The organism is Providencia sp. PROV032 (assembly GCF_028484875.1).
Taxonomy (GTDB): domain Bacteria; phylum Pseudomonadota; class Gammaproteobacteria; order Enterobacterales; family Enterobacteriaceae; genus Providencia; species Providencia rettgeri_E.
This window is the reverse complement of the sequence record NZ_JAMPSX010000002.1, coordinates 1-12,725: the sequence shown is the minus strand read 5'-3', so window position 1 is coordinate 12,725 and position 12,725 is coordinate 1. Positions and strand designations below refer to the sequence as shown.

Below are 12,725 nucleotides of genomic sequence, written 5' to 3'. Positions count from 1 at the left end.
ATACATCTGAATTTTCGGTGTTATGATGAATTTTGTTGCAATTTTGTATGTTTGCAGCGAAATACTCTCTATATTGGTGTTTTGTTGTACCAATTAAAATTTATAATTCAATCTTAATTAAAATTAACAGTTTATAATATTAAAAAACAATCTAATAAAAAAAGATAAATGCGGGGAAAAAGTTATGTCACAGATGTTAGCTCTGTTTCTGATAGTTGGGATATTATATATAGGGGATGCGATAGCCGTTAGGACTAAGGCTTGGATCCCCTCCGTATTTGTATGCGCAGTGCTCTTTCTTTTAGGTTATTGGACTATTTTCCCGAAAGACATTGTAAGTATTGCCGGTATTCCTCAAGTAGTTGCGGTGACCTTGATGTATTTGTTAATTACAAATATGGGAACCTTATTATCGCTAAAAGAATTGTTGCGCCAATGGAAAACCATTCTTATCTCCTTAGCTGGGATTTTAGGTATCATTTTCTTAACCTTTATTATTGGGGTTGCCTTATTTGATTTAAACACGGTATTAGTTGCAGTTCCTCCGCTAGTTGGCGGTATTGTTTCTTCGTTAATTATGTCAAAAGGTGCAGCTGAGGCAGGTTTGGTTGACCTTTCGGTTTTCGCAATCTTAATTTACGTTATGCAGGGATTTGCTGGCTATCCATTAACAGCCATAATGTTAAAAAAAGAAGGACGCCGGGTTCTAGAGAAATATCGAAGTGGCCAATGGCAGGAAACTTTATCAGTTGATGGCGCCAAAGAGGTTGAAGTGAAAACGGTGGTATCTGAAGATGAAATGCCACGTATGTTTAAAAAAATTCCTAATCACTATAACACCAGCTATTTTAAATTCTTGCGCTTAGCGGCGGTAGGGTATTTGGCTTATTTGGCGTCGTCCTTTGCTGCTCCTTATGTGAGTATTAGCCCATTTGTATTGTGTTTATTATTTGGTGTTATTGCCTCTTCATTAGGTTTCTTAGAAAGACAGCCGCTACAAAAAGCCAATGGCTTTGGGTTCGCAATTATGGCTTTAATGTTGTTTATCTTTGATACATTAAACCATGCGACCCCGGATATGTTATTACGCCTAGTTTATCCGATGGTGGTGTTAATTTGTGCTGCGGTTATTGGGATGTACCTTGCATCATGGGTCGTTGGTAAAATATTAGGTGTTACCAAAGAAATGGCGTTTGCCGTTGCGCTAACGGCATTATATGGTTTCCCAGCAGATTACATTATTACGAATGAAGCAATAAATGCATTAACGAAAGACGAAAAAGAACGCCAAGTATTAACTAGCCATATGTTAGGGCCGATGCTAGTTGGTGGCTTTATTTCTGTGACCATGGTGTCTGTCGTGCTAGCCGGTATCATGGTGGCTTATATTGTTCCAATTGCAGGGTAAAAAATAATGGAAACAAGTACTTCAAGAATTCAGCGCCATTTAGAACAGTTGGCAGAATACACCGCGACTCCGGGTCAGGGTACTACGCGGATGAGCTACAGCGAACAAGATAAACAAGCTCGTGCTTATCTCAAACAAGAAATGGCTGCGCTAGGCTTGCAAGTCCGTGAAGATGCGATAGGCAATATCTATGGGCGTTTAGAAGGCCTGCAAGCTGATTTACCTGCGGTTATTGTGGGCTCTCATTTCGACTCAGTTCCTCATGGCGGGGCATTCGATGGCCCCGCGGGGATTGTTACGGGTTTGGATGTTGTCGCGCGCATTCGCGAGCAAAACTTAACACCAAAGTATCCCTTAGAAGTGATCGCATTAGTTGAAGAAGAAGGTACCAGTTTTGGCCGCGGTTTGATGGCGTCGAGTGTAATAACAGGGCTGATAGGCACAAAAGAATTATACCAATTGAAAGATAGTCAGGGCGTGAGCGCCGCGAAACGTATGGCTGATGCAGGGTTCAATGCAGACAATGCATCCCAAGCGGTGCTTGACCCTAAAAAGGTTAAAGCATTTTTAGAGCTACATATCGAACAAGGCCCAGTATTAGAACAGGCCAATGAAGATGTAGGGATCGTAGAAACCATCGTTGGTATCAGTCAGTTAGAAATTAAACTGACAGGTAAAGCTGGCCATGCAGGTACCACGCCAATGAATATGCGAGCCGATGCATTAGTGTGTGCGAGCCAAATTATTAGCCATATCCCTGAACTCGCAAAAGCAGCAGGGGATAATACGGTTGCGACCGTGGGACGTTTAGCGGTATTGCCGAATGGGGCGAATGTCATCCCAAGCGAAGTCACCTTTAGCGTCGATATCCGTTCTAAAAATGATGTCGCTTTACGTAAAGTGATTGAGCAACTAATTGAGTTAACAGAACAAATTAGTAATTCGTTAGCCATTTCAAGCGATATTGTTCAGCCGTTATATGTTCAGCCAACGGAGCTCAATAGCGATATTCACCAACTGATGCGACAGCATGCCAGCGACCAAAACTTACGTTTTCGTTCAATGGTCAGTGGTGCAGGGCATGACACAATGATTTTTGCGGGTATAACTCAAACAGGGTTGATATTTGTGCCAAGCCGTAATGGGTTAAGCCATCATCCAGATGAATGGACGGATTATGCACAAATTGCACGCGGGGCAGATGTGATGTTTGCTACTGTAAAATCATTAATAGAATGCTAATTAATAAATTAGCTAGATAAAGTATCTGACTGTGTAATAGGGTAAAAGGTAGAAAAATGATCAACAAAACAATTGCAGCTGCAATCAAAAAACACACTCCTGAAATGATTGCTTTTCGTCGTGATCTACACGCTCACCCTGAACTACCGTTTGAGGAAATACGTACCACAAAACGTATTGCTGAAGAATTAGACAAGATTGGAATAGCGTATCGATTAACCGAACCTACAGGCGTTATTGCTGAAATTAAAGGCGGTAAGCCGGGCAAAACGGTTGCTCTACGTGCAGATATCGATGCATTACCCGTTTTAGAGTTAAATGATTCATTAGAATATAAATCAACAATTGAAGGAAAAATGCATGCTTGTGGCCATGATGCTCACACCGCAATGCTATTAACCGCAGCCAAAGCGCTATATGAGGTGCGTGAAGAATTAGCGGGTAATGTACGTTTAATTTTCCAACCTGCTGAAGAGATTGCTCAAGGCGCATTAGCTATGATCAAGCAAGGTGCAATCGAAAATGTCGATAACGTTTTTGGCATGCATATTTGGACAACCACACCATCTGGAAAAGTGTCTTGCAATGTGGGTGGGTCTTTCGCATCCGCGGACTTACTGAAAGTCACTTTTAAAGGACGGGGTGGCCATGGTTCAATGCCAGAGGCCACCATTGACGCTGCGGTTGTTGCGTCTGCATTTGTTATGAATTTACAAGCGATAGTTTCCCGAGAAACGTCTTCTTTAGAGTCAGCGGTGGTCACGATAGGTAAAATGGATGTCGGGACTCGCTTTAATGTCATCGCTGAAAATGCGGTGTTAGATGGCACGGTACGTTGTTTTGATATTGAAACTCGTAACCGCATCGAAGCGGCTATCCGTCGTTATGCGGAACACACGGCGGCTATTTATGGGGCGACGGCACACGTTGATTATATCTATGGGACATTACCAGTTATCAATGAAGAGCGGAGCGCGTTACTGGCTCAATCCGTGATTTCGCAAGCTTTTGGTGAGCAAGCGCTGATTAATGAAAGACCGACACCGGGTGGTGAAGATTTCAGCTTCTACATTGAAAATATCCCAGGATGCTTTGCTCTACTAGGCACAGGAAATGCCGAAAAGGACACTCAATGGGCACATCATCATGGCTGCTTTAATATTGATGAAGACACGATGGCGACAGGTGCTGAGCTTCATGCTCAGTATGCATGGAGCTATTTACAGCAACAGGAGTTTTAATTGAGCCTGTTAATGCTATTAGGGTTAGTTGTTTTACCAATACCAGGATTACCACTAACCCTACTGCCGATTTATTTTGGTTATTAAGATAAGTTAAGAGCGCGAATAGCGGCGAGTTGTGTAGCCGCTATTAATTATGATGAATAAAAATAGCGTCTCTTAAACGTTGTTGTTGTTCAAATCGTTGTTCTTGGTTGATTTGCGGATCATGGGATAGCTGCATTAGCATTTCATTCATATTATGAACTGAGTTTTCATCAATCAATCGATTTACTTTTTCAACAATTTCATCATAGTAGGACATCACACTGACTCCAATTAATATTCACTACAGCTATCATAACGCAAAATCTATTTGGGTAGATAGGCGGTTAATTCTGTTTATCGATCACCATAACTGCCATCGTATTCGGTTCTAAGGCTCGCATTATATGGGGCTCATCTCCGGGGTAGTGAATATAGTCACCGACTTGTAATTCAACAGGATTATCCAATGGGCCGACTAATGCTCTACCAGACATAATAATGATGTGCTCGCTAACGCCACGCATATGAGGCTCTGAAATACGGTCTCGCCCGGGCTGGGCCACCACAGTGTAAATATCGCGTCGCGAATCAGCAGGGGCAGACGAGAGCAAAAAGGCCAAATAATTTGCGTGCTCAGCACTAACAGGTATTGCCTCCCCATGGCGGATCACCGTGACAGCTTCTTGTTTTTCTTCAATTAATCGCGCGAAAGGAATATCCAACGCCACACAAAGTGCCCATAAGGTTTCAATACTTGGGTTACCACTACCCGATTCCAATTGAGAAAGTGTCGATTTAGCGATACCTGCTTTGCGAGATAGTTCTGATAGGGATAGCCCGCTTTTTTGTCTTTCACGAACAAGGGCTTTCGAAATCAACTCAATGGGAGGAGAAGGTAGATTCAATTTTCATTTCCTATTTAGATTGCACTTTACACTACATGTCGACATAATGAACGAATGTATTATATATCGAACGGTCTAGGAATGCTAACGTCAATAAGCTCAACATTAAATCATAGCACAGTGAAAAACATAGCTCTTGTCTGTTTTGCTGACTTAATTGTCGGCATTTCTTATGGCGCATTGGCGCTTTCACAAGGATTTGACTGGTGGGTACCACTCACTTTATCTATTTTGGTGCTCGCAGGGGCGTCTGAGTTTTTGTTTATCGGTGTTATTTTTGCAGGAGGTAGCCCGCTTTCGGCTGCACTTGCAGGGTTATTAGTGAATTCACGACATATTCCTTTTAGTTTTGCGACCAGTGATTTAACGGGTAAGGGAGCAAAGTCATTACTGGGCTTTCACATCATGAATGATGAGAGCGTTGTATTTGGTTTAGCTCAAGAAACTGAATCAGAAAAACGTGCGGCTTTTTGGTTGTGTGGAATAGGTATTTTACTGTGTTGGCCAATAGGTGTCGTAATAGGTGAGGTATTGGGTAGCTTTATCAGTGATACACATATATATGGGATGGATGCGATGTTTCCTGCGATTATTTTAGCGCTTTCCTTGCCTGCACTCTCAGATAAACGCCTGCGGTTAACTGCAATAATTGGTGCGGTCATCGCGGTTGCAACTACACCGATATTGCCTGCAGGGATCCCTGTATTACTCGCACTATTGAGCTTGGTTATTTATATAAGGAAATAAATGATGACAAATAACCCATGGTTAATTATTAGCGGTATCTTACTGCTGGCGGTTGGTACTTATTTAATGCGAGCATCAGGGGCTTTGCTGCGCGGTCGAGTAGTCCTTTCGGAGAATAGCAAAGTATTATTTTCAGCAGCAGCTATTGTTATTTTATTCTCGGTTGCAGCCACATCTACGTTATTTTCCGGTGATGAAGTTTCTGATTGGCCTAAAATTGTAGGGGTGTTAGTGGCAGGGATACTGACATGGTTTAAAAAGCCATTTATTATCATTGTCTTGTCAGCTGCGATTGTGACTGCGTTACTTAGGTTAATTTGAGACTAACTTGAGGTTAATCTGAGCTATTTAACCTGAAGAGAGGGTACTATGAACAATGGACTGAACCGCCGCTAATTTGAATCGTGCTGATTTATGTAAGCTTTATAACCAACAGATAAAATAGCCAACAGATAAAAAAAGTAGCCCCGACTTGAAAGGAGTGGGGCCACTGAAATTTACTCAGTTAGATCTTTTATTGTTTCAGAAGAGCCATTTTTTTGGACAGAGGCAATCCCTTTAAGCGCAGATTGCTTCGATGCATACATTTCACTTTTAGCAATCACTTCGTGATTTGCTGCTTTTAAAACGAAATAGTAAGGCTGAGCAACGTCTTTAGTGGATTTTTTTAATTCAAAATACCCCATGATAAGCTCCTGATTTTCTATTGAAAGGATGTCAAACAAAGTGTTAATAAGTCGCAGTTATTAACAATCTGCTTGAATTAAGATTAGTCGCTATTAGGTGTTATTACTAGGGGAAAGGGTTCAATTCAGATAAACTTTTTTCTAAAAAAAAGCCCCTGTGATACAGAGGCAATCGTAGGATATATAGAACTCTTTATTATTTAACTAAAATATCGGTTTTTACTCTCTACAGCTATCTGGTTGTACTTATCGATATAAAAGGTTTTGCCGATAACTTAATTAATATTCATTAATATTAACTATTGATTTGCTGCTGGCGCGCTAATCGGTTTCGGTGTTGGCATCGTATTCATTGGTTTAAATTCAGGGACTTCCGTCACGGTAACTTTGACAATATAGCGTTTGCCATCTTCAATTTTTGGGGTATTATTGACCAGTTTTTTTGCAGTTTCATTTGGTGTCGTCGTTTGTTCTGCAACGCTATATATTATGTTGTGGTGGTTACCCATGTGTTGACGAGGCATTTTCTGGTTAACGCCATTTGCTGCCGCGGTAAAACCCACGGTTAATAATGCTAATGCTAATAAACCGGTATTTAATTTTTTCATTTCAATTTCCTCTGTATTGTTGATGAGTAAATCATTCACCAATTCATTTTGCCCCGCAATCGCTTTTACCTCCCCTGACGGAAGCTCCATAATTACTGCACTTTTTATTCAAGCTTGTTCCATAATTTTTATAAAACAGTGGGTTAGTAGACGATAATTTACATTTTTAGACCACTTGTGCTAATGCAAATTTCAGTGCTGGAGACATCAAGGAGGATCGTCTAGGATGATAAGTTAGGTTCGTAAAACTCTTACAAAGTGAGTGTGTATGTCAGATAAAAAAATTCCCCTTTCTTTACTCGATCTTGCGCCAATTATTGAGGGTTCCACAGCGAAAGAGGCCTTTGCTCATTCCCTTGACATCGCCCAACTCGCAGAAAAACTGGGTTATCACCGCTATTGGTTAGCGGAACACCACAATATGACGGGGATCGCCAGCGCTGCTACGTCGGTATTGATTGGCTACCTTGCTGCGAATACGCAATCACTACGACTCGGTTCTGGTGGCGTGATGTTGCCGAACCATTCACCGTTGGTGATTGCAGAGCAATTTGGCACATTAAATACACTTTACCCTGAGCGTATCGATTTAGGCATAGGACGTGCGCCAGGAAGTGATCAACGAACGATGCAAGCGTTACGCCGCCATATGAATACGGATATCGATAATTTTCCTCAAGATGTGGCTCAAATTGTCAATTGGTTTGATGCAACTAACCCAGATCCAGCTGTGCGTCCCGTTCCAGGATTTGGTGAAAAAATCCCCGTTTGGTTATTGGGTTCAAGCTTATACAGTGCAAGGCTAGCCGCGCAAATGGGACTGCCATTTGCCTTTGCTTCCCATTTTGCCCCTGATTTATTGTTGCAGGCGCTGGATGTTTATCGTGCTAATTTCCAGCCATCGCAGAGACTCTCTAAGCCGTATGCGGTGGTGTGCATCAACATCATTGCCGCGGACACTCAACGTGAAGCGGAGTTTTTATTTACCTCGATGCAGCAAGCGTTTGTCATGTTACGTCGTGGCCAGCCTTCTCAATTGCCTGCACCGGTCGAGAGTATGGAAAATATCTGGTCGCCTGCCGAGGAATTTGGTGTTCAACAAGCACTAGGTATGTCATTGGTAGGGGATAAAACTAAAGTACGCCATGGGCTAGAAACGATATTGCGACAAACTCAAGCCGATGAAATTATGGTCAATGGCCAAATTTTTGATCATCAAGCTCGTTTACACTCTTTTGAGTTGGCAATGCAGGTCATGAACGAAATTATGTAATGTATATAGTGGAATGCTTAACACCAATGCAAGGACGCATTTTCAGGCTGGGTTTAAAAAAAGATAACCCAGAAAAATCTGGGTCATTGACGGCTAGCAAGCTATTTGTGGTTGATGAGGCTCTAAAGGGGGTAAACCATGAGCAGCACGTGCTCTATCGCAGGCCTCATTGTAAATACCATCCTGCCAAGATTGTTCGAACTCACGACACGGTGTGGGTCTTTGTGCATAAATCGAACAAGAGACACACTCACCAATAGTGCCTTCTAAGGCCTTACAGCGAGTATTTTGTTTTTGATTAGTCCCCTGCATACAACTCATAAAGGGGGTGACCTGCTCGGTTAAATGTTGGGGCACAATACCGCCTCCACTTTCAGCTTCAGCCCAATAAAAAGAGACGCGAAAATAGGCACAACACGCACCGCAGCTGACACAAGGGTTATCTGAAGGATCAGTTTTTAGGATATGGACATTATTAGTCATATTAAAAAACCATAAATGATTGTTGATAAATCCCCATAGGAAATGGGGGGACGCAACACAAGCAGGAAGCTCAAGAAAACGTTGCTCAGGTTTTATTATCTTACGAAATTCCAGTTTATTGCAATATTACTTAGCACAAAAAACTGGTTTTTTTGATATTATCCAAGGTAAATAAAATCAGCATGTTTATAACAACGATAAAAAAACCTGCCGAAGCAGGTTTCTGATATAGATAACAGTTTAATTATTAAACATGTTTTAATTCAGCATCATCATCTTGGTTAAATACAGTTTTATCTGTTTCCCCCATCAGCTGGCTGGTCACTGTGCCAGCTGTCATTGAACCACTGACATTCAATGCAGTACGGCCCATATCAATTAACGGTTCAACTGAAATTAATAGGGCAACTAATGTGACAGGTAAACCCATCGCTGGAAGTACAATTAACGCTGCAAAAGTTGCACCGCCACCGACACCGGCAACACCCGCTGAACTGATAGTAACGATACCAACGAGTGTTGCTATCCAGAGTGGGTCGAATGGGTTAATGCCCATTGTTGGTGCGACCATCACGGCTAACATTGCAGGGTAGATACCCGCACAACCATTTTGCCCAATTGTTGCACCAAAGGATGCAGAGAAACTAGCAATCGATTCAGGGATACCAAAACGACGTGTTTGTGTTTCAATATTCAGTGGAATACTTGCAGCACTTGAACGGCTAGTGAATGCAAAGGTTAAAACAGGGCCTGCTTTTTTAAAGAACTTAATCGGGTTCAAGCCTGTTGTCGCAACTAAAATGCCATGTACAACAAACATAATGCCTAACGCAACATAGGACGCAATAACAAAAGTTCCTAGGTTGATGATGTCATGTAAGTTTGAACTTGCTACGACTTTAATCATCAGCGCCATCACACCATACGGCGTTAAACGCATGACTAAACGAACTAATTTCATTGCCCAAGCCTGCATAACATCAATCGCTGCTAAGGCTTTTTCACCACGTTCTTTATCGTCTTTAAACAATTGTAGTGCGGCAACACCCAGGAAGGCGGCAAAAATAACGACACTAATAATTGATGTTGGGTTTGCACCCGTTAAATCCGCAAATGGATTTTTGGGAATAAACGATAAAATTAGTTGAGGTACGGTTAAGTCGGAAACTTTCCCAATATAGTTGCTTTCTATTGCAGATAAACGCGCTGTTTCGGATTGACCTTGAACTAAGCCTTCTGCAGTTAAACCGAATACATTGGCAATTAAAATACCTACTAACGCTGCAATAGCAGTGGTAAATAACAAGGTGCCAATTGTTAAAAAGCTTATTTTACCCAGCGAAGACGCTTTATGTAGCCTTGCCACTGCACTTAGTATTGAAGCAAACACCAATGGCATAATCACCATTTGTAATAGCTGCACATAACCATTTCCGACAATATTAAACCACAGAATGGAGTCTTTTACCGTTTGGTGGCCACTGCCATATACGAGGTGCAGTACTACCCCATAGGCAACACCGAAAACCAGGCCAACTAACACTTTCTTAGATAGGCTCCAGCCTTTAGCCCCTAGTTTTGCTAACAGTATTAGTAGTGCTACAAAACCGAGCACATTAATAATTAAAGGAATATTCATTCCGAACTCCAAATCATATTTTTATAAGGTATGTTACTTGCCCTTTAGTCCTTATTGGTTATAAGGATTTAGTTGCTTCAAACAACTGGTTATATGTTATCAGCTGATAAAACACATTTCTTATACCAAAAAGTAATAAGATAGTATTATTCATACTTACATTATATTACAAAACTATAATTTATGTGGGGAGATATGTATCTATTTGATTATGAATATATTTTATAATCACATCAATATGACTATAAAAATCGAATTGATAACCTGCAGGTAACAAGCAGGCACAAACAGTCAAAACAATGGCGACAAAGCGTTCTCCACGTTGGCTATTTTTACCGCGGATCATGGGAAAACAAAAACGCTGGGGGAGTGGCCATAGTAATGGTACTCCAGAAGGAGTGAGCATATCGGCGACGAGATGACTGATATAGCCCAATAAAAAGGCTTGAATAATATCATTTGGGATTGCCCATTCAGCAGGTAGCCATTGATAACAAGAAATCATCAAGAGAAACCATGCAACTAGACTATGAGTAAACCCTCGGTGCCCACACAACTTGGAAATGGGTAATGAAAAAATTCGCAGTAGTCGTCCAGGAATTGAAGAAGGGTGGTCAATATCGGGCAATAATGCGCCTAATAAGACGCCTGGAACCATGTGCAGCCAATCACCATAAGCAATCTCTGGGGTGATTTGAAGTTTATGAGCCATTATCAAAGAGGCGACGGAAAAAAGCAGATGCCCTTCAGCTGTCATGGTGGATAAAATACCATCTGTTTATCTATACAGTTGATTGGCAGTATAAAGTGTTTGAAAAGAATATGATAGTAGTAGAAAGGTAAAAAAACTCTTATTTATTAGCAGATAAGGGAAGAATTTTATAATTTTACATAATTCCCCTACCTAAGCTCGATAGGGGAGAACACTTATTAAGCACACAAAGTATTTTTAACGTAAATGTTCAGCTTTTAAGTCATTCAGTGAGGCCAATTTGATATCCGCTAAACCAAAGCGCGGGTCATTAAAATGTTTGCTATCAGGTACTACAATTGAACGCATTCTGGCGGCCTTTGCAGAAATCATACCGTTAAATGAATCTTCTAATGAAACGCAATTGACGGGTTTAGTCGATAACTCAGCTGCGGCTTTAAGATAAACTTCAGGATGAGGTTTACTCAAAGGTAAATCAGACGCAGAAATAACCGCAGAGAAATAGTCACGAATATCCAGAAGGTTTAATACTTTTTCCAACATATACAAAGGAGAGGCAGAAGCCAGCGCAATTTTTAAATCCATTGAACGGCAAAGTTCCATGGCATGCTGCACTCCGGGTAGAATAGGGCGAGTTTCTTCAACTAAGCCAACAACACGGTCAATGATACGTTGTGTGGCTTCTTCTTGGCTGCATCCTTGCCAAGGGGAGGCGTGGTACCAAAGCTCCACCACATGGTCAATACGTAAACCTAAAGTATCAGGCAGGGTATCTGCAATTGAAACGTCGACACCCAATTGTGAAAAAATCTCAAGTTCAGCCTGTGCCCAAAAAGGTTCCGAGTCGATCAGTAAACCATCCATATCAAAAATGACCGATTGGATGGGAAGATTATGGTACATGTCAAAACTCCATTCATGTCGTATCTATTAGCGAAGGAGCAATGATATCAGTAAACTGACCTCAAGCGTATTACTTGGGTTAGTATTAAAACAATATTCGGACTGCATGAAGTAGAAATATCATGATAAAGGAGAACCACACTATTTTGATTAGTCTGAAAGTCTAAACATTGTTATCAATTATGAATTGAAATTTGGAGGCAATGATTATTTTCAGCTATGATTAGCCTTGAGAAATCTTTGTAAAAACTTATTAAAAATAATAACGCTGAGGAAAAGCAGTAATGAATTACCATAATGCTAATTATGTCGCAGTCGGCAAACGTATTCTGGGTTGGGTTGTTTTTCTGTTAGCATTAATTTCGACATTGGCGTCTTTAATTAAATTGGCTGGCATGAAGGGGCTTGCAGGTGAAGGGATCAATGCTGTTGCTAATGATTTTATTAAATTAATGGCGGAAATGACCCGTCAAACTACACCATTCCTAAATTTCTTTTGGAATAATTCACCAGTACCTCAAGTCGCTAATGGGTTTTCCGGTAGCAATATCAGCTTTATCATCATTTTTATTTTTATTTTTGTTGGGTTAGCATTAAGTGCATCAGGTTTGCGAATGTACCGACAAATTAAGTTTATTCGTGAAAGCTTAGAAGATCACGTGATTATAGAAAAAGCAAAAGGCATAGATATTTCGAAAGAAGAGCTTGAAGCAAAGGTGACTATTCCACGACACACGATTTTCACTCAATTTTTTCTTCTTTATTTTTGGCCAATTGTATTGGGGGTAGGGTTGTATTTTCTTTTGCGCTTCCTTAATTGGTAATTTTCGTCATACTTCGAACTGTAGCTG

General features: G+C 40.9%; 15 protein-coding genes. 7 read left to right on the top strand and 8 right to left on the bottom strand.

All coding sequences use genetic code 11. From position 1 onward, the window contains the following. The first annotated feature begins 184 nt into the window (after positions 1–184). Genes PSF42_RS00670 through PSF42_RS00660 form a run of 3 tightly spaced genes read left to right on the top strand, consistent with a single transcriptional unit; the run spans position 185 to position 3,891 of the window. Positions 185–1,408, top strand: coding sequence for a hypothetical protein (locus tag PSF42_RS00670; RefSeq protein WP_125890919.1), 1,224 nt, complete (start codon positions 185–187; stop codon positions 1,406–1,408). Between the two features lie 6 nt (positions 1,409–1,414). Further along, positions 1,415–2,650: a Zn-dependent hydrolase gene (locus tag PSF42_RS00665; protein WP_272679269.1), complete on the top strand. Its 1,236-nt coding sequence runs from the start codon at positions 1,415–1,417 to the stop codon at positions 2,648–2,650. A 56-nt stretch (positions 2,651–2,706) separates the two neighbouring features. Then, positions 2,707–3,891 carry an amidohydrolase gene (locus PSF42_RS00660; protein ID WP_272679268.1) on the top strand — a complete coding sequence of 395 codons (1,185 nt, stop codon included), beginning with the start codon at positions 2,707–2,709 and terminating at the stop codon, positions 3,889–3,891. A gap of 130 nt (positions 3,892–4,021) precedes the next feature. Here the strand turns inward: PSF42_RS00660 and PSF42_RS00655 are convergent, their stop codons facing one another. Next, a complete protein-coding gene (locus PSF42_RS00655; RefSeq protein ID WP_125890922.1) occupies positions 4,022–4,195 on the bottom strand; it encodes a DUF2526 family protein in 174 nt (57 codons plus the stop codon). Between the two features lie 67 nt (positions 4,196–4,262). Continuing rightward, on the bottom strand, positions 4,263–4,823 hold the full coding sequence (locus PSF42_RS00650) for a helix-turn-helix domain-containing protein (RefSeq protein ID WP_272679267.1): 561 nt from the start codon (positions 4,821–4,823) through the stop codon (positions 4,263–4,265). 81 nt (positions 4,824–4,904) lie between these two features. On the opposite strand from PSF42_RS00650, the gene PSF42_RS00645 reads away from it, so the two are divergent. Together PSF42_RS00645 and PSF42_RS00640 are read left to right on the top strand one after the other, a co-directional pair. Continuing rightward, entirely contained in the window at positions 4,905–5,570 is a 666-nt protein-coding gene (locus PSF42_RS00645) for an AzlC family ABC transporter permease (protein WP_125890924.1), read from the top strand. Between the two features lie 3 nt (positions 5,571–5,573). Continuing rightward, complete coding sequence (locus PSF42_RS00640) at positions 5,574–5,891, top strand: AzlD domain-containing protein (RefSeq protein WP_410480058.1); 318 nt, start codon at positions 5,574–5,576, stop codon at positions 5,889–5,891. Positions 5,892–6,067: 176 nt separating this feature from the next. Here the strand turns inward: PSF42_RS00640 and PSF42_RS00635 are convergent, their stop codons facing one another. Next, positions 6,068–6,256: a YegP family protein gene (locus PSF42_RS00635; protein ID WP_004263611.1), complete on the bottom strand. Its 189-nt coding sequence runs from the start codon at positions 6,254–6,256 to the stop codon at positions 6,068–6,070. A 299-nt stretch (positions 6,257–6,555) separates the two neighbouring features. Further along, positions 6,556–6,954 carry a hypothetical protein gene (locus PSF42_RS00630; protein ID WP_272679266.1) on the bottom strand — a complete coding sequence of 133 codons (399 nt, stop codon included), beginning with the start codon at positions 6,952–6,954 and terminating at the stop codon, positions 6,556–6,558. 178 nt (positions 6,955–7,132) lie between these two features. On the opposite strand from PSF42_RS00630, the gene PSF42_RS00625 reads away from it, so the two are divergent. Next, positions 7,133–8,137 (top strand): luciferase-like monooxygenase, encoded by a 1,005-nt coding sequence (locus PSF42_RS00625; protein ID WP_272679265.1) that lies wholly within the window; start codon positions 7,133–7,135, stop codon positions 8,135–8,137. Positions 8,138–8,230: 93 nt separating this feature from the next. Here the strand turns inward: PSF42_RS00625 and PSF42_RS00620 are convergent, their stop codons facing one another. The 4 genes from PSF42_RS00620 to hxpB form a co-directional block, all read right to left on the bottom strand. Further along, positions 8,231–8,620, bottom strand: a complete 390-nt coding sequence (locus tag PSF42_RS00620) for a YkgJ family cysteine cluster protein (RefSeq protein ID WP_102139226.1) — start codon at positions 8,618–8,620, stop codon at positions 8,231–8,233. Positions 8,621–8,867: 247 nt separating this feature from the next. After that, positions 8,868–10,259, bottom strand: coding sequence for an L-cystine transporter (locus PSF42_RS00615; RefSeq protein WP_272679264.1), 1,392 nt, complete (start codon positions 10,257–10,259; stop codon positions 8,868–8,870). A 181-nt stretch (positions 10,260–10,440) separates the two neighbouring features. Further along, on the bottom strand, positions 10,441–11,016 hold the full coding sequence (locus tag PSF42_RS00610) for a metal-dependent hydrolase (protein ID WP_272679263.1): 576 nt from the start codon (positions 11,014–11,016) through the stop codon (positions 10,441–10,443). 192 nt (positions 11,017–11,208) lie between these two features. Further along, positions 11,209–11,874, bottom strand: a complete 666-nt coding sequence (hxpB, locus tag PSF42_RS00605) for a hexitol phosphatase HxpB (RefSeq protein WP_004263628.1) — start codon at positions 11,872–11,874, stop codon at positions 11,209–11,211. Between the two features lie 284 nt (positions 11,875–12,158). On the opposite strand from hxpB, the gene PSF42_RS00600 reads away from it, so the two are divergent. Then, positions 12,159–12,698 (top strand): YniB family protein, encoded by a 540-nt coding sequence (locus tag PSF42_RS00600; RefSeq protein ID WP_125890929.1) that lies wholly within the window; start codon positions 12,159–12,161, stop codon positions 12,696–12,698. Positions 12,699–12,725: the final 27 nt, after the last annotated feature.

Bases quoted from the DNA above. Each gene is read 5' to 3' on its own strand.
- PSF42_RS00625 (WP_272679265.1), top strand. From the start codon at position 7,133: ATGTCAGATAAAAAAATTCCCCTTTCTTTACTCGATCTTGCGCCAATT.
- PSF42_RS00660 (WP_272679268.1), top strand. From the start codon at position 2,707: ATGATCAACAAAACAATTGCAGCTGCAATCAAAAAACACACTCCTGAA.
- PSF42_RS00645 (WP_125890924.1), top strand. From the start codon at position 4,905: ATGCTAACGTCAATAAGCTCAACATTAAATCATAGCACAGTGAAAAAC.
- PSF42_RS00615 (WP_272679264.1), bottom strand. From the start codon at position 10,259: ATGAATATTCCTTTAATTATTAATGTGCTCGGTTTTGTAGCACTACTA.
- PSF42_RS00670 (WP_125890919.1), top strand. From the start codon at position 185: ATGTCACAGATGTTAGCTCTGTTTCTGATAGTTGGGATATTATATATA.
- PSF42_RS00600 (WP_125890929.1), top strand. From the start codon at position 12,159: ATGAATTACCATAATGCTAATTATGTCGCAGTCGGCAAACGTATTCTG.
- PSF42_RS00630 (WP_272679266.1), bottom strand. From the start codon at position 6,954: ATGGAGCTTCCGTCAGGGGAGGTAAAAGCGATTGCGGGGCAAAATGAA.
- PSF42_RS00610 (WP_272679263.1), bottom strand. From the start codon at position 11,016: ATGACAGCTGAAGGGCATCTGCTTTTTTCCGTCGCCTCTTTGATAATG.
- hxpB (WP_004263628.1), bottom strand. From the start codon at position 11,874: ATGTACCATAATCTTCCCATCCAATCGGTCATTTTTGATATGGATGGT.
- PSF42_RS00635 (WP_004263611.1), bottom strand. From the start codon at position 6,256: ATGGGGTATTTTGAATTAAAAAAATCCACTAAAGACGTTGCTCAGCCT.
- PSF42_RS00665 (WP_272679269.1), top strand. From the start codon at position 1,415: ATGGAAACAAGTACTTCAAGAATTCAGCGCCATTTAGAACAGTTGGCA.
- PSF42_RS00655 (WP_125890922.1), bottom strand. From the start codon at position 4,195: ATGTCCTACTATGATGAAATTGTTGAAAAAGTAAATCGATTGATTGAT.
- PSF42_RS00620 (WP_102139226.1), bottom strand. From the start codon at position 8,620: ATGACTAATAATGTCCATATCCTAAAAACTGATCCTTCAGATAACCCT.
- PSF42_RS00640 (WP_410480058.1), top strand. From the start codon at position 5,574: ATGACAAATAACCCATGGTTAATTATTAGCGGTATCTTACTGCTGGCG.